18 protein-coding genes are annotated in these 22,009 nt (G+C 66.8%); 15 read left to right on the forward strand and 3 right to left on the reverse strand.

All coding sequences use genetic code 11. The annotated features are described in order from the left end of the window. Positions 1-135: 135 nt before the first annotated feature. Both ACEN98_RS27360 and ACEN98_RS27365 read left to right on the forward strand, forming a co-directional pair. Positions 136-2,469, forward strand: coding sequence for a pyrroloquinoline quinone-dependent dehydrogenase (locus ACEN98_RS27360; RefSeq protein WP_413388040.1), 2,334 nt, complete (start codon positions 136-138; stop codon positions 2,467-2,469). Between the two features lie 102 nt (positions 2,470-2,571). Further along, the gene (locus tag ACEN98_RS27365) at positions 2,572-3,471 is read left to right on the forward strand and encodes an alpha/beta hydrolase (RefSeq protein WP_413388041.1); all 900 of its coding nucleotides are present in this window, start codon (positions 2,572-2,574) and stop codon (positions 3,469-3,471) included. A gap of 57 nt (positions 3,472-3,528) precedes the next feature. Here ACEN98_RS27365 and ACEN98_RS27370 read toward each other — a convergent pair whose 3' ends face one another. Beyond that, positions 3,529-4,422 carry an NAD(P)/FAD-dependent oxidoreductase gene (locus ACEN98_RS27370; RefSeq protein WP_413388042.1) on the reverse strand — a complete coding sequence of 298 codons (894 nt, stop codon included), beginning with the start codon at positions 4,420-4,422 and terminating at the stop codon, positions 3,529-3,531. Positions 4,423-4,594: 172 nt separating this feature from the next. Between ACEN98_RS27370 and ACEN98_RS27375 the strand changes: the two genes are divergently transcribed. After that, complete coding sequence (locus ACEN98_RS27375; RefSeq protein ID WP_413388043.1) at positions 4,595-5,245, forward strand: TetR/AcrR family transcriptional regulator; 651 nt, start codon at positions 4,595-4,597, stop codon at positions 5,243-5,245. Positions 5,246-5,534: 289 nt separating this feature from the next. Here the strand turns inward: ACEN98_RS27375 and ACEN98_RS27380 are convergent, their stop codons facing one another. Continuing rightward, positions 5,535-7,202: a sodium:solute symporter family transporter gene (locus tag ACEN98_RS27380; protein WP_413388044.1), complete on the reverse strand. Its 1,668-nt coding sequence runs from the start codon at positions 7,200-7,202 to the stop codon at positions 5,535-5,537. 265 nt (positions 7,203-7,467) lie between these two features. Between ACEN98_RS27380 and ACEN98_RS27385 the strand changes: the two genes are divergently transcribed. Beyond that, positions 7,468-8,793, forward strand: a complete 1,326-nt coding sequence (locus tag ACEN98_RS27385; protein ID WP_413382907.1) for an ISNCY family transposase — start codon at positions 7,468-7,470, stop codon at positions 8,791-8,793. 294 nt (positions 8,794-9,087) lie between these two features. Here ACEN98_RS27385 and ACEN98_RS27390 read toward each other — a convergent pair whose 3' ends face one another. Next, on the reverse strand, positions 9,088-10,689 hold the full coding sequence (locus tag ACEN98_RS27390; protein WP_413388045.1) for a methyl-accepting chemotaxis protein: 1,602 nt from the start codon (positions 10,687-10,689) through the stop codon (positions 9,088-9,090). Between the two features lie 209 nt (positions 10,690-10,898). On the opposite strand from ACEN98_RS27390, the gene ACEN98_RS27395 reads away from it, so the two are divergent. The 11 genes from ACEN98_RS27395 to ACEN98_RS27445 are packed head-to-tail and all read left to right on the forward strand — an operon-like array spanning position 10,899 to position 22,009. Next, positions 10,899-11,549, forward strand: coding sequence for a cytochrome c3 family protein (locus ACEN98_RS27395; RefSeq protein ID WP_413388046.1), 651 nt, complete (start codon positions 10,899-10,901; stop codon positions 11,547-11,549). After that, a complete protein-coding gene (locus ACEN98_RS27400; protein ID WP_413388047.1) occupies positions 11,546-14,302 on the forward strand; it encodes a 4Fe-4S dicluster domain-containing protein in 2,757 nt (918 codons plus the stop codon). The genes ACEN98_RS27395 and ACEN98_RS27400 overlap by 4 nt, the downstream gene beginning before the upstream one ends. Further along, positions 14,299-15,663: an NrfD/PsrC family molybdoenzyme membrane anchor subunit gene (nrfD, locus tag ACEN98_RS27405; RefSeq protein ID WP_413388048.1), complete on the forward strand. Its 1,365-nt coding sequence runs from the start codon at positions 14,299-14,301 to the stop codon at positions 15,661-15,663. The genes ACEN98_RS27400 and nrfD overlap by 4 nt, the downstream gene beginning before the upstream one ends. Next, positions 15,660-16,196, forward strand: coding sequence for a DUF3341 domain-containing protein (locus ACEN98_RS27410; protein WP_413388049.1), 537 nt, complete (start codon positions 15,660-15,662; stop codon positions 16,194-16,196). The genes nrfD and ACEN98_RS27410 overlap by 4 nt, the downstream gene beginning before the upstream one ends. Continuing rightward, the gene (locus ACEN98_RS27415; protein ID WP_413388050.1) at positions 16,193-16,801 is read left to right on the forward strand and encodes a c-type cytochrome; all 609 of its coding nucleotides are present in this window, start codon (positions 16,193-16,195) and stop codon (positions 16,799-16,801) included. The genes ACEN98_RS27410 and ACEN98_RS27415 overlap by 4 nt, the downstream gene beginning before the upstream one ends. After that, on the forward strand, positions 16,798-17,805 hold the full coding sequence (locus ACEN98_RS27420; RefSeq protein ID WP_413388051.1) for a hypothetical protein: 1,008 nt from the start codon (positions 16,798-16,800) through the stop codon (positions 17,803-17,805). The genes ACEN98_RS27415 and ACEN98_RS27420 overlap by 4 nt, the downstream gene beginning before the upstream one ends. Continuing rightward, positions 17,798-18,118, forward strand: a complete 321-nt coding sequence (locus tag ACEN98_RS27425) for a hypothetical protein (RefSeq protein ID WP_413388052.1) — start codon at positions 17,798-17,800, stop codon at positions 18,116-18,118. The genes ACEN98_RS27420 and ACEN98_RS27425 overlap by 8 nt, the downstream gene beginning before the upstream one ends. Continuing rightward, positions 18,115-18,870 carry an SCO family protein gene (locus tag ACEN98_RS27430; protein WP_413388053.1) on the forward strand — a complete coding sequence of 252 codons (756 nt, stop codon included), beginning with the start codon at positions 18,115-18,117 and terminating at the stop codon, positions 18,868-18,870. The genes ACEN98_RS27425 and ACEN98_RS27430 overlap by 4 nt, the downstream gene beginning before the upstream one ends. After that, positions 18,860-19,810, forward strand: a complete 951-nt coding sequence (gene coxB / locus ACEN98_RS27435; protein ID WP_413388054.1) for a cytochrome c oxidase subunit II — start codon at positions 18,860-18,862, stop codon at positions 19,808-19,810. Before ACEN98_RS27430 ends, coxB begins: the two co-directional genes overlap by 11 nt. Beyond that, on the forward strand, positions 19,785-21,368 hold the full coding sequence (ctaD, locus tag ACEN98_RS27440) for a cytochrome c oxidase subunit I (RefSeq protein ID WP_413388055.1): 1,584 nt from the start codon (positions 19,785-19,787) through the stop codon (positions 21,366-21,368). Before coxB ends, ctaD begins: the two co-directional genes overlap by 26 nt. After that, positions 21,365-22,009 carry a cytochrome c oxidase subunit 3 gene (locus tag ACEN98_RS27445; RefSeq protein WP_413388056.1) on the forward strand — a complete coding sequence of 215 codons (645 nt, stop codon included), beginning with the start codon at positions 21,365-21,367 and terminating at the stop codon, positions 22,007-22,009. Before ctaD ends, ACEN98_RS27445 begins: the two co-directional genes overlap by 4 nt.

The following is a 22,009-nucleotide window of genomic DNA, read 5'->3' on the forward strand; positions in this document are numbered from 1 at the left end:
AATTTCTTCAACTGAATTCACGAGCGGCAAGTTACGCCTTGTCTGGATGGACCACGCGTGGCCTGGGTGACGTGTTCGCGTCTTCCCGGCTACGGCCAATGAACCGAGCCGATTCTTTTGGAGGAGCGTACGGGCATGACACGGAGATTTCATGGTGTGGCGGGGGCGACGCTGACGATCGCGGCGCTGGCCGGGCTCGGCGTCGCACTGTTCAATTATTTCGCGCCGATGACCGGCGTGACCGGAACGATCGGCGCCCTCGCTGTCGTCGTGTCCACCCTGTTGCTGGCGTTGCTCGGCTTTGTCCTGGCGCGCAGGCGCACCGGCCGCTCCCGGCTCGTGCGGGTTCTCGCCCTTCTGATGGCGCTCGGCACCCTGGCGGCGGCCTGGCTGCTGCATGAGTTCTTGCTGGTTGCCGCCATGGCCGTCGCACTGCTGGCGCTGGCCGTCGATTTGATGAGTGGCCCGGACAGGCACCCGGCGACGACCGTCGCCTCGCTGTTGCTCGTGCCTGCCCTGTGCATCAGCCTTGGCCTCGCAGCCATCGGCCGGCTGCCGGCTGCGACGGCCCAGGGGGCGGCGGCGGCCGGGAATGTTCAAGACGCGCCGGCGCAACAACCATTGGCACCGCCAAAGCCTGTCTGGAACAGCTTCCACGGGCAATTAAGCGCGCAAAAATACTCACCGCTGTCGCAGATCGATACCTCGAACGTCGGCAAGCTGAAGCTGGCATGGCAGTACCATACCGGGGACGTCTCCGACGGCAGCGGCGGCAAGCCGCCGACCGTCTGGTCGGCCACGCCCATCTATGCCAACGAGACCCTGTACATCGGCACACCGTTCTACCGGATCATCGCGCTCGATCCGGCGACCGGGAAGGAGCGTTGGCGGTTCGACACCCATTCGACCCTGAAGGCGCTCACGCAGCCCGCGTTGAAGACCCGCGGCGTCGCCTACTGGGAAGCCCGGCATCCGGTCGCGGGGCAGGCCTGCCAGAAGACCGTCTACATCGGCACCATGGATGCGCGACTCTTCGCCGTCGATGCCGACACGGGCAAGCCGTGCCCTGGCTTTGCCGACCACGGCGTACTCAACGTCAATAAATGGAACAACATCAATGATGCCTGGCCGCTGTCGGTGCTCCAGCCGCCCACCGTGGCGGGCGACCACCTCATCATGGGCTGGGCCGGCAAGGACTGGGCGCTGGCCGAGGCGCCGCCGGGCAGGGTCTTCTCGGTGAATGCGCGCACCGGCAAGCTGGAATGGGTCCTGAACGTTCTGCCCGACGACATCGTCAGGCAGAGCGGCACTGCCAACGTGTGGACCGCGATGTCGGTCGACGAGGCGCTTGGGCTCGTGTACTTGCCGGTGTCGTCGCCTTCGCCCAATTACTGGGGCGGCAATCGCGCGGAACCTGTCCCGCTGGCGACCTCCACCACCGCTGTCGACATCGACACCGGCAAGGTGGTGTGGTCGCGTCAGTGGGTGCACCACGACCTTTGGGACTACGACATCAATTCGGCACCGACGCTGATGGACATCACGGTCGATGGCAAGACGATTCCGGCGCTGATGCAGGCCACCAAGATGGGCTACCTGTTCGTCGTGAACCGCAGGACCGGCGAGGATGTCTGGCCGATCGAGGAGCGGCCCGTCCCCACCGGCAATGTGCCCGGTGAGGTTTACGCGAAGACCCAGCCGGTTCCTACCCGGCCTGCGCCGCTGCTGGACCAGTCCCGCAAGCCGAAGGTGTGGTGGATTGCCGACATGGTCGGCTTCGGCCAGTGTTCGCGCCTGTTCGATGCAATGCATTACGATGGCATGTACACGCCGCCGACCGTCGGGGATGCCGGCACGCTGGGCTATCCGTTCAGCGCCGGCGCCGTCCAGTGGGGCGGTGTCGCCTTCGACCCGCGCAGCGAGACGGCGATCGTCAACACGTCGCATCTCGTGCAGCAACTCAAGCTGTTGCCACGCAATGTGTACGACAGCGTGGCCAGGGGCTCCGGCGCGGAGCAGGGCTTCTATCCGCAGAAGGGGGCGCCATTCGGCATCATGCTGGAAAACGCGCTCAACTGGCTCGGCATGCCATGCTGGGAACCGCCCTTCGGCGAACTGGTCTCGATCAACATGAAGACCGGCGCGATCAACTGGCGTCGCCCCGTCGGCGCATCCCAGCAGTACGGCTTCTACATGCCGGAGAGCCTGGGCTCGCCGACCATCGGCGGGCCGGCCGTGACCGCAGGTGGCCTGATCTTCATCGGCGCCTCGATGGATGCGAAAGTGCGGGCCTATTCGCTTGCGACCGGTAAAGAGTTATGGTCCGACCTGGTCCAGGCCCCGGTGGTCGCGAATCCGGCGGTGTACGAATACAAGGGCCGTCAGTACGTCGCCTTCGTGGCCGGCGGCAATCCGATCATCAAGGACCAGGTGGGCGACCAGCTGGCGGTGTACGCGCTGCCACGGTGACCTGTATCGGCCGGGCCGCGCGGAGAAGGATGGGCAAAGATGGTCGAGCGCAATGGCGTGCGTGAGCAGGCCAAGCGTGGGCATGAAGATGTAACATAAGGCATGCTGATCCGAACCATCGTGAATGCGGGGCTGCGACGCACCCTGAAGCCCCTCTGGGACGACATCCCGTCCGTCGCACGCATGCGCGCGGCGTATCACCGTATCGACCGTCTGGGGACGCTCGGCAGGCGGCCCGTGCGTGTCGACGTCGCCGACGCCGGCGGCGTGGCCGTCGAATGGATCGGGCGGCGCGAGGCCGCGTGCGACGGCGTCATCCTGTATCTCCACGGCGGCGGTTTCGCGGTGCGTGCGGCGGCGGCCGATCGCCGTTACTGTGCCGGCCTGGCGCGCCGTACCGGATGTCCCGTCGTGCAGGTGCCGTACCGGCTCGCGCCCGAGTTTCCGTTCCCGGCGGGCCTGGACGACTGCTGCGCCGTCTACGCCGGCCTGCTTGCCGCCGGCATCCCGGCGCACAAGATCGTCGTGATCGGGCATTCCGCCGGTGCGAACCTGGCGCTCGTGCTGCTGATGCGGGCGCGGGACAACGGCTGGCCCCAGCCGGCGGGCTGCATCCTGCTGTCGGCGCCGATCGACCTGACGGCCGGCAGTCCGTCCGCAGCCGCCAACGCCGCGCGCGACAGCATGCAGTCACCGAACATCTGGCCATGGGTGCGGATGACGTACCTGGGAGGCGTCGCGCCGGACCACCCGGACGTGTCGCCGCTGTTCGGCGACTGGGCGGGACTCGCGCCGCTCCACTTCCACGTGTCGGACACCGAGATCATCCTCGACGACAGCACGCGCGCGGTCGAACGCGCGCGCCGGGCCGGCAACCGCGTGACGCTCACCATCTGGCACGACGTGCCGCACAGCTTTTATTACATGAACGCGCTGCGCGAGGCGTGGCGGTGCCGGGCGGAGGTCGTCGCGTTCATCGGCGCGGCCTTGCGGCGGCGATAAAAATTGTCCGCTGCTCGGCGGAGATCCTGGCTCGGGCAGGGAGGGGAATCGGTGTCCTCAAACCAGCATCGACTGCTGGGCGAAGATGCCCGCCATCGCGCCTTGCCATGAGGCCGTGGTAACCGAGGGCATTTGGGGATTGGCGAGGTCGCCCGCCGCGTAGATGCCCCGCATGCTGGTTTCGCGGCGCTCGTCGACTTTGAGGGCGATGCCTTGGGGCGTATCGACTGTGGCAAGGCCCAGCGCTTCGTGCAGGCGTGCGGATGGCTTGTTGCGCGGGTGCGCGAACAGGATGTCGACCCCGACCTGGGGGCCGGCATCGACTTTGACGATGGTGTTATTGCCTTTGTGATGGTCGATCTCGGCGATGCGGCCATCGACGGTCGGGATGCCGCGGCGTGCCAGATCTGCCCGGATCTCCGGTGGAATGTCGTGACCATCGGCGAAGACCGTCAGGGTGTCGGTCCAGTCGTGATACAGCCTGACATAGTTATGCGACGGGGCGCCGGACCAGACGAGGCCCCAATGCCGGCCGGCGACTTCAAAGCCGTCGCAATAGGGGCAAGGCACGATGGAGGTACCCCAGCCTTCGGCGAAGCCCGGAATACCAGGCATTTGATCGGCGACGCCGTAGCTCAGGATCAGACGGCGCGCTTTGAGATTTTCGCCATTGCCGGTGAGGACGGAGAAATCGTCCATGGTGCCGGAGACGCTCTCGGCGCGGGCATTGACCAGTTTGATCGTGGGATAGCGCGCCAGCTGCCGCCGCGCCTCCGTCAGGATATCCTGCGGCGGCTTGTGGTCGTGGCCGAGCAGCCCATGCGAATGGTCGGCGAAACGATTGCGCGGCAGGCCGGTATCGAGAACCGTGACCGTGCGGCGGGCACGGCCAAGCTGCAGCGCGGCGGCGAGGCCGGCAAAGCTGCCGCCGATGATGATGACGTCATTCATGGTGGTGGGCTCCGTGTTGTCGATGGTTGAGGCTGACTTTGCGGTGGAATGTGCTTGGGCGAGACCGGTGGTGGAAAGCGCGGCCAATTTCGATCACAGTGGATCGCAAATTTACGATACCATGCAGTATCTTAGATCGTGAATTAAGATACTGTCAAGTACTGGAAACGACGTGAACGAAAAAAAGCACGGGCGCCGCGGCCGTCCCGCCAACGAAGCACTTGGCGAAACGATAGTCAGCGCCGCAAACGAACTCTTTGTGGAGCTGGGGTTTCAAGCGACGACAATGGACAAGGTCGCCCAGCGGGCGAAGATATCCAAGCTGAGCATCTATCGGCATTTCGACAACAAGGAGGCGCTGTTCAGCGCGGCTATCACGGCCGGCTGCCATCGGTTGTTGGCACCACAGGCCGTTCTTGAAGGCGTCGACGGTTCGGTCGAAGATCGGCTGATGGCGGTGGGATCATCCCTGCTCCGCACGCTGTTGAGACCGGACGTCCGCAGTGTCGAAGCCATGGTCATGGCCGACAAGACGAATCAAAGCTCGTTAAGCAGGCTCCATTACGAAGCCGGCCCCGCCCATGTCATTGCCCAAATCGAGGCCCTGTTGCGTCAGTTGCACGCGAAGGCGCTTCTGAACGTGCCCGATCCTCGCGGGTCCGCCCGCCTGTTTGCCGCGCTTTTCAAAGGATCCGATCTCCTGATGATCGTACGCTTCGATCAGGCGAGAGCAGCGGACGACAACGAAATCGAATCCTACTGCCGTTCGGCCGTCACCATGTTCATCGCCGCGCACGGTGGCAACGACCACGCAGGCGGATGACCGAAGGCAGCTGGTCGGCGGTGCCGAATGGCAGGCATGGCTGCAAGTTGGATTCCTCTTTGCCGCCCGGGTGTCGGAACGCGCCGGCATATGTTGAACTCGCCCAAGTCCTTGATAAACCTGTTATATCGGGCTGCGGCGTAGTCCAGCGAAGTTCGGTGCTGGAGTCTTCCTGAATTAAAAAAAGGCAGCCCGCAGGCTGCCTTCGTATCGCTAGCGCTTGGTGTGCTCGGGGAGCCCACCCTACGTCATGGCTGTAGAGTGGGCACCCCGTGCCCACGATTGCATATCACCACCACATGCCGTAGATCGTGGCCAGCACCACGCAGATGACGGCCGAGCCGAGGGCGAACGCGCCGTCGACCTTGAACAGCTTGGTGTCGACGATCAGCCCCTTCACCTTGCCGCGGGCGAACACGGTGCTGAGCAGGACCATGCCGGCGACGACCAGCCAGAACACGATGAACATGCGGTCCAGGAACGGGATCTCGTAGACACCGCTGCCGTTGTCGTGGGCGAAGCCGATCGGGGCGAGGAAGGACAGGTCCATCATCCCCGGCAGGAACTTCAGGATGATCGAGAACACGAGACCGCCCACGGTCGCGAACATCGCGGCGCTGGACGTGGTCTTTTTCCAGAAGAAGCCCAGCAGGAACATGGCCAGGATGCCCGGCGAGACGAAGCCCGTGTATTCCTGGATGTACTGGAAGCCGCCCTTCTTGTCGATGCCCATCAGCGGGGCGATCAGCACGGCCAGCAGCATCGACACGACGACGGTCATGCGGCCGATCCACACCATCTTCTGCTCGGTGACGTTCGGATGCAGGCGTTTTTGATAGATGTCGAGCGTGAAGATCGTGGCGATCGAGTTGGCCTTGCCGGCCAGCGACGCGACGACGGCGGCGGTCAGTGCCGCGAACGCGATGCCTTTCAGGCCCGACGGCAGCAGTGCCAGCAGGGTGGGGTAGGCGCGGTCCGGATTCAGTTCGCCGCCGACGCGCATCGCGTCGCCCAGCGCGCCGGAACGGTCCAGCGCGAACGCGGCGATACCCGGCATGACGACGATGACCGGCATCAGCAGTTTCAGGAACGCGGCGAACAGCAGGCCTTTGCGGGCCGTCGGCAGGTCGGCGCCGAGGGCGCGCTGCGTGATGTACTGGTTGCAGCCCCAGTAGTTCAGGTTCACGATCCACATGCCGCCGATCAGCGTGGACAGGCCCGGCAGGTCCATGTAGTTCGGGTTGTCGCGGCCCAGCACCATTTCGAAGTGGTCGCGGGTCGAGTTGTACAACGTGGAGAAGCCTTGCAGCGCGCCGTGGCCGTTGCCCAGTTTGGCGACGAGGTCCAGGGCCAGCCACGTGGTCACGAGGCCGCCGATGACGAGGCAGGTCACCTGGATGACGTCCGTGTAGCCGATGACCTTCATGCCGCCCAGCGTGATGATGGCGGCGAAGACGGCGAGGAACAGCATGCAGGGCAGCACGCCGATGCCGGTGACGCTGCCGATGGCCAGCGCGCCCAGGTACAGGATCGAGGTCAGGTTGACGACGACGTACAGGCCGAGCCAGAACAGGGCCATCGTCGTGGCGACGGCCTTGCCGTAGCGCTGTTCGAGGAACTGCGGCATCGTGTAGATGTGGTTCTTCAGGTAGACCGGCATGAAGAACACGGCGACGATGACGAGCGTGGCGGCGGCCATCAGTTCGTACACGGCGATGGCCATGCCGATGCGGAAGCCCGAACCGCTCATGCCGATGAACTGCTCGGCGGAGATGTTCGAGGCGATCAGCGAGGCGCCGATGGCCCACCACGTGAGCGAGCCTTCGGCCAGGAAGTAGTCGTGCGAGGCGGAGGTGTTGGCGCTCTTCTTGCGGCGGTAGACCCACAGGCCGTAGCCGGCGACGACGACGAAGTAGAACAGGAAGACAATGGTGTCCAGGGGGGAGATCAGGTTCATGAGCGTTGTCTCGAATGACGGACAGTGCTCGAACGAGGCACCATCCGCTGGTTGTTATATCGTCCGCCGGAACCGGCGACGCCGGCTCCGAGCTTCCAATCTACAAGAGATTATCGGAAACGCTCAAGAAATGCTATTCCGAAAAGTCCTTTTTACACACTTTTATAACACAATTTGTTTGCGCAAACATCGCGTAGGGTGTAAGAGCAAAGTTGTAATGTCCGCTTCTAGCAAAGTAGAAATGTCCGCTTTTGCTAGATAGTTCATGCTGTCGATTCCGAACGGTTTGGAGTCGAGTGTGGGCAAAGTCGGGAGCATTACGATGGAAGAGTTGGAGCGCGCCGATATCATCGCGGCTTGTGCCAAAGGTGAGATCACGGCGGTCATTGCAGCGAAGCGGTTGGGAATCACGACGCGGCAGGTTCGACGGCTGCAAAAGCGATTTGACGAAGACGGCGAACGTGGAATGATCTCCAGGCACAGGGGCAAGCCGAGCAATAATCGGCTTGCGCCCGAGTTGGCGCAAAAGGCATTGCAGCTGGTGCGCGAGCGCTATGCCGATTTTGGGCCGACGCTGGCGTGCGAGCAGTTGCGGGAGCGGCACGACTTGTGCCTATCGAAGGAAACTTTACGCAACTTGATGATTGAGGCCGGCTTATGGATTCCGAAAGCGGCCCGAAGTGCACGCTTGTACCAGCCGCGGGAACGACGGCCTTGCGTCGGCGAGTTGGTCCAGATAGACGGTAGCCGTCATCACTGGTTTGAAAAGCGCGACAACGCTTGTACCTTGCTGGTTTATGTCGACGACGCGACGGGAAAGATCCTGCATCTGCACTTCGCGGAGACTGAAACGACCGCCAGCTATTTCGCGGCCACTCGGCGATACATCGAACAGCATGGCAAGCCGCAAGCCTTCTATGCTGACCGAGCAGCGGTGTTCCGCTCGCCGTCGGCAACGAGTCGTACGAAGACCCAGTTCCAGCGTGCGCTCGACGAACTCGGCATCGAACTGATCTGTGCGAATTCCCCGCAAGCCAAAGGCCGCGTGGAACGTCTCAACCGTACTTTGCAAGACCGGCTGGTCAAGGCCCTGCGATTGGACGGCATCAGTGACATCGAAGCCGCCAACGTCTGGAGTGGCGACTTCATTCAACGTTACAACGCGACCTTCTCCCGGGTTCCGCGCAGCTCGCTCGACGTCCATGCGCCACTGCGTCCCGACGAGGATCTGGCGCTGATTCTGTCACTGTGCGACCACCGTAAGCTCACTGCCAAACTCACCCTGCAGCATGGCAAGCGGCTCTATCGCCTCGAAGACAAGCCAGCGTTACGTCAGCTGATCGGGCAGTCCATCAATATCCATACGTATGCCGATGGCCGAGTTGAGATTCGGGCAGACAGTCACGTACTCGCATACACCGCTATCGAGCAGCCTGACCGGGCCAACGTGACTTATGTCGATAGCAAAACTATTCATCACACCCTCGACAAGAAGGCGCGCAATCGTAACTACCGCCATGACCAACCTGCTACCGTCATCGCACAGGGTGTGACGGCGGCAAAGAAAATGTCCGCTCAAAAGCGCATTTGAACGCCCCAAAAAGCGGACATTTCTACTTTGCTGAAAGCGGACATTTTAACTTTGCCTTTACAGGGTGGGCACCCTGTGCCCACGCGTGACGTTTGCCATGTGTTGGCGTAACGCGTGACGTTCGCCGTGTGTTGGCGTAACGCGTGACGTTCGCCGTGTTGGCGTAACGCGTGACGTCCGCCATGAGTTGGCGTAACGCGTGGGCTCGTTTCATTTGAGGCCCCCGGCCTCAAATGCCCGCCCTACGGTGTCTTGAGGGAGGGTTTCGCGGTGTGAACAGACACAGCATGAATGTTAGCCGACGACGAGCGCCCGGCTGCCGGACGAACGGCGCGCGGCCTCGTCCAGCTTGAACACGCTGACGAGATGGTCGAGCGCCTCGGCCTGTTCGTGCAGGCTCTGGGCCGCCGTCGCGGCTTCCTCGACGAGGCCGGCGTTCTGCTGGGTGACGGTGTCCATCTGCGAGACGGCCTTGTTCACCTGCTCGATGCCCGCACGCTGTTCGCGGCCGGCGTGGCTGATCTCGACCATCAGCTCGTGCATCTGCTGCACGGTCCGCAGCACTTCGCGCATCGTGGCGCCGGCTTCGGAGACGAGACCCGCGCCCGCTTCGACCTGCTGGACGGAGGCGCCGATCAACTCCTTGATTTCCTTGGCGGCGGCGGCCGAACGCTGGGCCAGCGTGCGCACTTCGCCCGCCACGACGGCGAAGCCGCGGCCCTGTTCGCCGGCGCGCGCCGCTTCCACGGCCGCGTTCAGCGCGAGGATATTGGTCTGGAAGGCGATGCCGTCGATGACGGCGATGATGTCGACGATCTTCTGCGACGACGCGTGGATCGATCCCATCGTGTCGACGACGCGCGCGACGGCCGTGCTGCCCTGTTGGGCGACGCCGGCGGCCGTGTCGGCGAGGGTGTTGGCCTGGTTCGCGTGTTCCGCGTTGTTGCGCACGGTCGCGGTCAGTTCTTCCATCGAGGCGGCCGTCTGCTGCAGGGCGCTGGCCTGCTGCTCGGTGCGCGAGGACAGGTCCAGGTTACCGGCCGCGATCTGCGTGGAGGCGCTGGAGATCGTGCCGGTCGCGGCGCGCACGTTGCCGACGATGTGGGCCAGGTTGCCCTGCATCGCCTTCATCGCGGCGAGCAGGCTGGATTGGTCGCCGGGGCGGGTCTGCACGTCCATCGACAGGTCGCCGGCCGCGATGTGCTTGACGATGTCGGTCGCGTAGTCCGGCTCGCCGCCCAGGCGGCGCATCAGCCAGCGCGTGAGCAGCGTGGCGCCGGCGGCGCCCAGCAGCACGCAGCCGCAGACGAGCGACACGATCAGCACGCGCGATGACGCGTAGCGGCGCGAACCATCGAGCGCGGCGGCGCGGCCGCCTGCCGTGTAGTTGTCGACGGCCTTGTCGACGTTGGCGCGGATGGCGACGATCAGCTTGTTCGATTCGCCGCGGATCAGCGACTTGGCCAGGGCGCCGTCGTTCTGGCGCGCGGCGGCGCGGACCTTGGCGTCTTCCGCCATGTAGCGCTGCCACAGTCCGAGGAATTCCGCGTAGCTCTGTTGTTCTTCCGGCGATTCGAGCAGCTTGACGTAGTCGTCCTGCATGCGCCGCAAGTCTTCGAGGTCTTGCGCGATCACCTTGTCGTATTTGTCCATCTCGGCCGGCTCGCTCGAGATAATGTATTGCAGCTCGCGCGTGCGGATGCGGGCGACCTGCGACTTGATGTCTTCGATGACGCGGATGCCCGGCATCCAGTGCCCGGACAGGCGCAGCGACGTGTCGTTGACCTTCGCCAGTTGATGGATCGAGATGGCGCCGACCAGCACGGTGAGTGCGAGGACGGCGGCGAACGTAATGCCCAGCTTGCTCGCCAGGCGTAAACGGGTGAACCAGTTCATCGGCATTTCTTCACGGTAAGATTTCCACAAACCAAAGATGATAACCGACATTCAATGTTGAAGTCATGCAATGTGGTTATACGTATATTCCACAATCGAAATAGTTTGCTACAAATGTTTGCTTCCCAGCGGTAACGTGCGGAGTGTTGCAGGATCGACAGCCTATACTGCGTTCGTGTGTTCCGGATCCACTACCGTTCTCATGCACGATGGCGCCACCGTTCTCCCGTTCCGCAGTCCTGCTCGTCAAGCTGATCCTGCTGGGTCTGCTGGTCGGGCTCGCAACGTGGATCGCGCTGGCCCGCTGGACCATGTCGCCGCGTAACGTGACCTTCGCCCCCGTCGCCCAGCCGATTCCGTTCAGCCACAAGCACCACGTGGCCGACGACGGCATCGATTGCCGCTACTGCCACACGTCCGTGGAGAACTCGGCCACGGCCGGGATGCCGTCGACGTCGGTCTGCCTCAGCTGCCATTCGCAGCTGTTCGTGGAGTCGCCGCTGCTTGCGCCGCTGCACGAAAGCGCACGCACGGGCAAGCCGCTCCACTGGGTGCGCGTGCACGACCTGCCGGACTTCGTCTATTTCGAACACGACATCCACGTGGCCAAGGGCGTTGCCTGCATCGAGTGCCACGGGCGCGTGGACCAGATGCCCATCACGTGGCGCACGGCGTCGCTGGAGATGCAGTGGTGCCTGCGCTGCCACCGCGACGCGCCCAACCACGTGCGGCCGCTGAACCAGGTGCTGTCGATGGCGCCGCAAAAGCCGCTCAGCGCGGACGAGATCCGCCAGCTGAACCGCCTGTACCACCTGCGCGATGCGCAGGCGCTCACCAATTGTTCGACGTGTCACCGATGAAGACGCATCCGCTCATTCCGATTGCCCAGGACGAGCCGGCACGGCGCCGCTTCCTGAAGCTGATGGCCGCATCGGCCGCGCTGGCGGGCGCCGGGTGCAGCGGGCCGCCGGCCGAAACCATCGTCCCGTACGCGACGATGCCGGAGCAGGGCGTGCCGGGCCTGCCCATGTTTTACGCGACCGCGTTCGTGCGCAACGGGCTCGCGCACGGCGTGCTCGTGGAATCGAACATGGGGCGGCCGACGAAGGTCGAGGGCAATCCGGACCATCCGGTGAGCGCGGGCGCCACCGACGTGTTCGCGCAGGCGTCCATCCTGCAGTTGTGGGACCCGGACCGGTCGCAGGCCGTGTTCCGCGGCGAGGAGATGGCGACGTGGGGCGCGTTCGAGGCGGCGCTGCAGGCACGCCGGCCCCGCTTCGAGCAGGACGGCGGCGCGGGATTGCGCATCCTGACGGGCACCGTCACGTCGCCCACGCTGGCGGCGCAGATCGCGGCGCTGCAGCAGCGGCTGCCGAACCTGCGCTGGCATGCGTGGGATCCGCTGCACGACGACGGTGCCGCGCACGCGGCGCAACTGGCGTTCGGCCGGCCGCTCGACCCGGTGTACCGGCTGGACGAGGCGCAGGTCGTGCTCGCGCTGGATGCCGATTTGTTCGGCACGCTGCCCGGCAGCCTGGCGCATGCTCGGGCGTTCACGGCGCCGCGCCGGCTGGGAGCAGCGCCGGACGCGAACCGCCTGTACGTGCTGGAGGCGACGCCCACGTTGACCGGCGCGTATGCCGACGCGCGCCTCGCGCGGGCGCCGCACGAGATCGAGGCCGCGCTGATACGCATCGCGTCCAGGCTGGGCGTGGGCGCCGACCCGGGCCGCGCCGCCGATGCGGCGCTGGACCGGTGGGAGGCGGCGGTGGCGCAGGCGCTGGACGGTGCGCGCGGCGCGGCACTCGTCGTCGCCGGCCCGAACGTGAGCCCGGCCGGCCGCGCGCTGGCGTATGCGCTGACGCAGCGCCTGAACGGTCCGCTCGGCTTCATCGAGCCGGTCGAGCGCAGCCCGCTGGACCACGGCGCGTCGATCGCCGCGCTGGCCGGCGACCTGCGCGCCGGCCGCGTCGACACCTTGCTCATGCTGGACGCGAATCCGGCCTACGATGCGCCCGCGGACCTCGATTTCGCCGCGCTGCTGCGGCGCGTGCCGCTTTCCGCCCACCTGGGCCTGTACCGCGACGAGACCGCGCGCGCGGCCGGCTGGCACCTGCCGATGGCACACTGCTACGAGGCGTGGAGCGATGCGCGGGGGCACGACGGCACGGCGAGCATCGTGCAACCGCTGATCGCGCCGCTGTACGGCGGCCGCTCCGCGCACGAGATCCTCGCGCTGCTGGCCGGCGCGGAGACGAGAAACGGCCACGCGCTCGTGCGCGCGACGTGGGGCGGCGGGGACGCGGCGTGGCGCGACAGCCTGCGCGGGGGCAGCGTCGGGGGGAGCGCCGCGCGGCCCGTGTCCGTGCCCGCCGCGCGTCCGCCCGGAGCCATGCCCGTGCCGGCCGCGCCGCCGCTCGTCGCCCTGTTCGCGCCCGACCCGGCCGTGGATGGCGGCGCCTTCGCCAACAACGCGTGGCTGCAGGAGTTGCCGCGGCCCCTCACGTCGCTCACGTGGGACAACGCGGCGCTGATCGGCCCGGCGACGGCGCAGCGCCTGGGCCTCGCCGACGGCGCCGTCGCGCGGCTGCGCGTGGACGGGCGGACGGTCGATGCGCCGGTGCTCGTCGTGGCGGGGCAGGCCGAGGGCGTCGTCACGCTGCCGCTGGGGTATGGCCGGCGCGCGGCGGGCGGCGTCGGGGAGGGCGTCGGCTTCGACGCGTACCGGCTGCGCACCCGCGTTTCCCTGCCCGCGCTGACGGTCGAGCGCACGGGCCGCACGCACGATCTCGTGTTCCGCCAGAAGGAAGTCGACATGCAGGGCCGCAGTCCGGTTCAAGTTCGCGTCCACGTGCGCGAACTGGCACGCGAGCGGCCGGAGCAGGCGTCGATGTATCCCGAACGCGAATACAAGGACTACAAATGGGGCATGGCGATCGACCTGAATGCGTGCATCGGCTGCGCATCGTGCACGATCGCGTGCCAGGCCGAGAACAACATCCCCGTCGTCGGCAAGGAGGAAGTGGCGCGGGGCCGCAGCATGCACTGGATCCGCGTCGACCGCTACGTGGCCGGCCCGCGCACCCTGTTCCAGCCCGTGCCGTGCATGCATTGCGAGCACGCGCCGTGCGAGGAAGTGTGCCCGGTCGGCGCCACGATGCACGACAGCGAAGGCCTCAACGTGCAGGTCTACAACCGCTGCATCGGCACGCGCTTCTGCTCCAACAACTGCCCGTACAAGGTCCGGCGCTTCAACTTCCTGCAGTACGCGAACCAAAAAGTGGAAAGCCTGAAGGCGCTGCAGAATCCCGAGGTGACGGTGCGCCGGCGCGGCGTGATGGAGAAATGCAGCTACTGCCTGCAGCGGATCACCCGCGCCCGCATCGAGGCCGAGAAGGCGGGACGGCGCATCCGCGACGGCGAGATGGTCACCGCGTGCCAGGCCGTGTGCCCCACGCGCGCGATCCGCTTCGGCGATCTGAACGACCCCGCCAGCGACGTCGTCGCGGCGAAGGCGTCGCCGCTCGATTACCACCTACTGGAAGAACTCAACACGCGCCCGCGCACGAGTTACCTCAGGCGCGTGCTGAACCCGGATCCGGAGCTGGAATGAGTACCCCGGAGAATACCGACGTGCTGCGCCCCGGCTGGGGCTATGCGAGCGTCACGGACAAGATCGCGGGCATCGTCCTCACGGGCCATTTCGGCTGGCGCTGGTGGACGGCGTTCCTCGTCGCGTCCGCGGGCGTGTGCGCGCTGCTGGCCGCCGTTTCCTGGCTGCTCGTGAAGGGGATCGGCATCTGGGGCGTCGACATTCCCGTCGCGTGGGGCTTCGCCATCGGTAACTTCGTGTGGTGGATCGGGATCGGCCATGCCGGTACCTTCATCTCCGCCGTGCTCCTGCTGCTGCGCCAGAAGTGGCGGACGTCGATCAACCGCTTCGCCGAGGCGATGACGCTGTTCGCGGCGGGCATCGCGGGCCTGTTCCCGATCCTGCACCTGGGCCGGCCGTGGTTCTTCTACTGGCTCGTGCCTTATCCGAACGTGATGAACGTGTGGCCGCAGTGGCGCAGCCCCCTGGTCTGGGACTTCTTCGCCATCGCGACCTACCTGACCGTGTCGCTGCTGTTCTGGTACGTGGGCCTGATCCCGGACCTCGCCACCCTGCGCGACCGCGCCGGCCAGCGCGGCCAAAGGAAAAGCCAGATCGCGTACGGCCTGCTGGCGCTGGGCTGGCGCGGCGAGGCGCGGCACTGGGCGCGCTACGAATGGGCATATTTGCTGCTGGCGGGGCTGGCGACGCCGCTCGTCGTGTCGGTGCACACGATCGTGTCGCTCGACTTCGCCGTCGGGAACACGCCCGGCTACCATTCGACGATCTTCCCGCCATACTTCGTCGCCGGCGCGCTGTTCTCCGGCTTCGCGATGGTACTGACGCTCGCGATCCCGCTGCGCGCCGCGTTCGGCCTGCAGGATTTCATCACGGGCCGGCATCTCGCCAACGCGGCCAAGGTGCTGCTGGCCACGTGCTGGCTCGTGAGCTACGGCTACCTCGCGGAGATCTTCACGTCGTTCTACAGCGGCGACATCTACGAGCGCTACATGACGGTCAACCGTTTCACGGGGCCGTACGGTCCCGTGTATCTGGCCATGCTGGCCTGTAACGTGCTGGTGCCGCAGCTGTTCTGGTTCCGGCGCGTACGTCACAGCGCGGCGCTGCTGTTCGTGCTGAGCCTCGTCATCAACTGCGGCATGTGGATGGAGCGCTTCCTCATCGTCGTCACGTCGCTGCACCGCGACTTCCTGCCGTCCGCGTGGGGCATGTTCTATCCGACGCGCTGGGACTGGATCACGCTGTTCGGTTCCATCGCGCTGTTCGTCTGGCTGTTCCTGCTGTTCGTGCGCTTCCTGCCGCTGATCTCGATCGCGGAGATGCGCGAGCTGGTACGCGAATCGGCGAAGGGGGAGGCATGAGCGGACCGGGCGTGTACGGCCTGCTGGCCGAGTTTCCCAGCGCGGACGCGCTGTGCGCGGCCGCGCGCCATGCGCGCGCGAACGGCTACACGCGCGTGGAGGCCTATTCGCCGTTCGCGATCGAAGGGCTGGACGACATCGTCGGCGCCGACAAGGGCTGGATCGCGCCGCTCACGCTGCTGGGCGGGATCCTCGGCGGGGCCGGGACGTACTTCCTGCAATGGTATGCGGCCGTCATCGACTACCCGATCAACATCGGCGGCCGGCCGCTGCACAGCTGGCCCGCGTTCATTCCGGCCACGTTCGAGATCACGATCCTCGGCGCGGCCGTGGCGGCCGTGCTCGCGATGCTCGTGCTGAACGGGTTGCCGCGGCTGTACCATCCGCTGTTCGAGGTCGAGGAATTCGAACTGGCGAGCCGCAACCGCTTCTTCCTGTGCCTGCCCGCGCGCGATCCCGTGTTCGCGCCCGGCCCGGCGCGCGACCTGCTGGAGGAACTGCACCCGCTGCTGCTGCGCGAGGTGCCGGCATGAAGCGCATCCCGCTTCTTCCGCTGTTTGCGCTGTCGTTGTGCGCATTGGCCGGCTGCGAAGGCGCGAAGCAGGACATGTACGACCAGCCGCGCTATAAAACGTACGCGCCGAGCGCGCTGTTCGAGGACGGCGCGTCCGTACGGCAGCCCGTCGCCGGCACGGAACCGCGTGCGCGGGGCGCGTTCGCCGACAGTTCCGGCGGCCGCGCGGGCACGGACCTCGTGCGGCGCGACGCGCTGGCGGAAGACGCGCAGACGAACCCGTATCCCGTCGACATGGCCCTGCTGAAGCGCGGCCACGACCGCTACATGATCTATTGCATGCCTTGCCACAGCCCGGCCGGCGACGGCGATGGCCTCGTCGTGCGGCGCGGCTTCCCGGCGCCGCCGACGTATCACCAGGACCGCCTGCGCAATGCGCCCGACCGCCACATCTACGACGTCATCAGGAACGGCTACGGCGTGATGGCGCCGTACGGCGACCGCGTGGAGCCCGCCGACCGCTGGGCCATCGTCGCCTTCATCCGCGCGCTGCAACTGAGCCAGCATGCGGACGCGGCGAGCCTGCCGCCGGACGTGCGCGCGCACCTGGGAGCGCAGCCATGAAGGCGCGCACGCTCGCGATTCTCGCGCTCGTCGCCGCCGTCGCCGGCTGGCGCCTCGACCTGCGCGCGCTGCTGGCCAGCTATCTCGCCGCGTGGTGGTTCATCACGGGCGCGCTGCTGGGCGGTCTCGCCAACGTGTGGCTGCACCAGCTGACGGGCGGCGCGTGGGGCGAGACGATCCGCGGCCCGCTGCTGCGTGCGGCGCGCTGGCTGCCGCTCGCGTGCATTCTGTTCCTGCCCGTGCTGCTGGGCGCACCGCTGCTGTATCCGTGGCAGCACGGCGTGCAGGACGGCGCATTCCGCCAGATGTGGCTGAGTCCCGTCTTCTTCACGATCCGCAGCATCGGCTATCTGCTGCTGTGGTGCGGACTTGCCATCGTCGAGACGCGCGCCCGCACGCGGTCGCCTTTGCGTGCCGCCCTGTGCCTGGTCGCCTACGGCTTCTCCGTGAGTCTCGCGGCCGTGGACTGGATCATGTCGCTGCAGCCCGAGTGGTATTCCAGCGTGTTCGGCTGGCTGGCGGGCACGGGCCAGATGCTGACGGGGCTCGCGCTGGCCGTGCTGCTGATCGACCGCGGCGCCGCGCGCAAGCGCCTGCCCGACCTCGGCAACCTGCTCATGATGTACGTGCTGACGTGGGCCTACCTCGCGTACGTGCAATTCCTGATCATCTGGGCCGCGGACCTGCCGCACGAAATCGCGTGGTACCTGCGCCGCGGCGCGCCCGGCTGGCAGGCCGTCGCGTGGGTGCTCGTCGTCGGCCACTTCGCCGGGCCGCTGTGCATCCTGCTTTCGCGCCACGCGAAGACGGCGCCCGCGCTGATGGGCGTGCTGGCCGCCGCGCTGCTGGCGGCTCACCTGCTGGACTGCTGGTGGCTCGTGCTGCCGTCCGTCGAGCATTTGACGCGCCACTGGCTGTGGCTCGCGCCGCTCGTCGCGGCCGGGTTCGGACTGGCGGCGTGGCTCGCGCTGGACAGGACGAGAAAGGAGAGTGTCCATGCCTGACTACACGGGCGGCGATCTCGATCTGCGCGGCCTGCGCGTCGGCGCCTGCATCATCGTGGCCGGCATCGCCTGTGCGCTCGGCGCGGCCGCGCTGATGCTGCGCGAGCAGGCGCCGGCCGCGAACACGCCGCCTCACGCATTCGCCGGCAAGGCGCCGCTGCTGCAGCCGGCCCCGCAGCCGGACCGCGCCGCCTACTTCGAGGAGAAGCGCCGCGCGACGGGCAGCTATGGCTGGGTCGACCGCGAAGCCGGCATCGCCCGGATTCCGCTGGACGAGGCCATGAAGCTGATGGCGGCGAAGGGGGCGAGATGATCGCCGCACTCGCCTTCCTGCTGATGCTCGCCAGCGGTCCGGCCGCCGCCCAGGCCCTGCAACTGCCGCCGCCCCCGGCCGCGCGCTTCGATCCCGTGCCCGGCACCCGGCTGCCGCTCGACGCCGTGCTGCGCGACGATGCCGGGCAACCCGTCCGGCTGGCCGCGTTGTTCGACCGTCCGGTGGTGCTGGTGCCCGGCTATTACACGTGCCCGAACCTGTGCAGCACGGTGTTCGAAGGCGTGCTGCAGGCGCTCGCGCTGTCCGGGCTCGCGGCCGGGGACTATCGCCTCGTCGGCCTCTCCATCGATCCGCGCGACGGCGCCGCCGCGGCCACGGAGAGAAAGCGCGCGTATGCCGCGCTGCTGCCCGGCGGCGCGCGCGATCTCGCGCTGCTGACTGGCGACGCGCAAACGCTGGCGCGGCTGGAGAACGCCCTCGGCTACCGCGCCGTGGCGGACAAGGACACGGGCGAGCTGGCCCACGCGGCCGGCTTCGTCGTGCTGGACGCCGACGGCCGCATCGCGCGCGCCTTCTCCGGCGTGCGCTTCGATCCGGCCGCGCTGCGCGCCGCGGTCAGGACACCGACGCCCTCGTTCGGCGAGCAGGTGCTGATGCTGTGCGCGCACTTCGCGCCCACGTCCGGCCGCCACACGGCGGGTGCGCTGGCGTTCGTGCGCGCAGGCGTGCTGCTGTTGCCGTTGCTGTTCCTGGGCTGGCTGTGGCGGCGGGGAGGGCGGCGTGCGTCCTGAATTCCACCTGCTCCCGGCGGACGCCGCCGTCTCCGCCACGCGCCTGGACAGCCTCGCGCTGTGCCTGCTGTTGCTGTGCGGTGCCGTCGCGCTGGTGCTGTTCGTGCTGATGGTCGGCTTCTCGATCCGCTACCGGGCCGGTTCCGGCGCGGACCGCACGCACGTGCCGAAGAAGGGACTGCCCGTCGAAATCGCGTGGACCGTGATCCCGCTGCTGCTGTTCCTCGGGATCTATGCGTGGGGCGCGATCGACTACCTGAAGCTGTACCAGGCCCCCAGCAACGCGATGCCCGTGTTCGTCGTCGCGAAGCAGTGGATGTGGGAGGCGGAGCACCGCAACGGCCGCAGGGAAAAGGGCGAGCTGCACCTGCCGCTGGGCCGGCCGATCCGCATGGTGATGACGTCGCAGGACGTGATCCACAGCTTCTTCGTCCCGGACTTCCGGGTGAAGCAGGACGTCGTCCCGGGCCGCTACACGTCCATCGTGTTCACGCCCAGCCGCACGGGCGAATACCGGCTGTACTGCGCCGAATACTGCGGCACGGAGCACGCGATGATGCTGGGCCGGATCGTCGTCATGCGGCCGGCGGCGTTCGCGCAGTGGCTGGACGCGGGCCCGCACCAGCCGGGCATGGCGGCGCGCGGCTACGAACTGTATCGCCGCTACGGCTGCAGCGGCTGCCACGACCCGGGATCGAACGTGCACGCGCCCGACCTCACGGGCCTGCTGGGCCGGCGCGTGCATCTCGCGGACGGCCGCGAGCTGACGGCCGACGAGCCGTACGTCCGCGATTCCATCCTCGTGCCCACGAAGGACGTCGTCGCGGGCTACGCGCCCATCATGCCGTCGTTCGCGGGGCAGATCGGCGAGGAAGACATCCTGGCCATCATCGAATACATCAGGGAGAGCGCGCATGACGAGCTACCTCGCGGGCGGTGACAGGCTGGCCGACTGGCTGACGACGCGCGACCACAAGCGCATCGCCGTCCTGTATGCCATCTCCATCACCCTGTTCTTTTTCCTGGGCGGCGTGGCGGCGGCGTTGATCCGCCTGGAGCTGGCGACGCCGCAGGGTGACCTCGTCAGCGACGACACGTACAACAAGCTGTTCACGGCGCACGGCATCATCATGGTGTGGCTGTTCCTGATCCCGTCGATCCCCGCGGTGCTGGGGAATTTCCTGATGCCGCTGATGATCGGCGCGCGCGACCTCGCCTTCCCGCGGCTGAATCTCGCGAGCTGGTACCTGTACATGGCGGGCGGCGCGATCGTGCTGTGGGCGCTGCTGGCGGGCGGCGTCGACACCGGCTGGACGTTCTACACGCCGTTCTCGTCGATGTTCTCGAACTCGCACGTCGTCGCGGCGCTGTGCGGGGTGCTGGTGCTCGGGTTCTCGTCGATCCTGACGGGGCTGAACTTCATCGTCAGCGTGCACACGTTGCGCGCGCCGGGCCTCGGGTGGTTCCGCCTGCCGCTGTTCGTGTGGGCGAACTACGCGACGTCGCTGATCCTCGTGCTGGCCACGCCCGTGCTGGCGATGACGCTGGTGCTGGTCGCGATCGAGCGGCTGTTCCAGGTCGGGATCTTCGACCCGGCGCTGGGCGGCGACCCGCTGCTGTTCCAGCACCTGTTCTGGTTTTATTCGCACCCGGCCGTGTACATCATGGTGCTGCCGGCGATGGGCGTCGCCAGCGAGATCATCCCGTGCTTCGCGCGCCGGCCCGTGTTCGGCTACCGCTTCATGGCGTACGCGATCCTCGCCATCGCCGTCATCGGCTTCCTCGTGTGGGGCCACCACATGTTCGTCAGCGGCCAGTCGATGTACGCGGGGATGGTGTTTTCGCTGCTGTCGTTCCTCGTCGCGATCCCGTCCGCGATCAAGGTGTTCAACTGGACGGCCACGCTGTACAAGGGCAGCATCCGCTTTTCCGCGCCGATGCTGTACGCGCTGGGTTTCGTCGGCCTGTTCACGATCGGCGGGCTGACCGGCCTGTTCCTCGCGGCGCTCGCGCTGGACGTGCACCTGTCCGACACCTATTTCGTCGTCGCGCACTTCCACTACATCATGGTGGGCGGCTCCGTGATGGCCTACCTGGGCGGCATCCACTTCTGGTGGCCCAAGGTCACGGGGCGGATGTATTCGGAAACGTGGGGGAGGATCGCGGCCCTCGTGATCTTCGCCGGCTTCAACCTGACCTTCTTCCCGCAATACCTGCTGGGCTATGCGGGCATGCCGCGCCGCTACCACAGCTATCCGGAAGAATTCCAGCTGCTGCACGTGCTGTCGTCCGCGGGCGCCGTCACGCTGGCCATCGGCTACCTGATGCCGCTCGGTTACCTCGCATGGTCGCTGCGCCATGGCGCGCGGGCGCCGGCGAATCCATGGCTGGCCACGGGGCTCGAATGGCAGACGGCGTCGCCGCCGCCCGAACACAATTTCGCGACGCCGCCGGTCGTCGTGCGCGAGCCGTATGCCTACACGCCGGAGGGGCCATGAACGCGCCGGTCCTGGAACCGCAATTCCGCGACCACGCGCAGCAGGACTTCGCGCGCTCGTTCGGCATGTGGGTGTTCCTGTCCAGCGAGCTGCTGTTCTTCGGGCCGCTGCTGTTCGGCTACCTGTATCTGCGCATGCACCACCCGGAAGCGACCGGGATGGCGAGCCGCCACACGGACATGCTGCTGGGGACCGTCAACACGGCCGTCCTGCTGACCAGCAGCTTCTGCATGGCGCTGGCCGGCCACGCGGCGCAAAAAGGGAACGACATGCGGGATCGCCGCCGCGCCGCGCGCCTGCTGGCGCTGACGGCGGCGCTGGGCATTGTCTTCCTTGCCATCAAGGGCGTCGAATGGCACCAGGAATTCGACGAGCACCTGTTCCCCGGCGCCGGTTTTCACCCGTCCGACGGCGGGGACCTGGGCACCGTCTACGGCATGGAACTGTTCTTCCTGCTGTACTTCGCGGCGACCGGCCTGCACGCGCTGCACCTGTTTATCGGCGTGTCGGCCTGCCTGTGGCTGATGCGCAGTCCGCGCGCCGACGCCGTGGAACTGGCCGGCCTGTACTGGCACTTCGTCGACGTGGTGTGGATCTTCCTGTACCCGTTGCTGTACCTGACCCTGCGCTCGGGAGGCTGA

Source organism: Massilia sp. CT11-137 (genome assembly GCF_047302885.1).
GTDB classification, from domain to species: domain Bacteria; phylum Pseudomonadota; class Gammaproteobacteria; order Burkholderiales; family Burkholderiaceae_D; genus Telluria; species Telluria orientalis.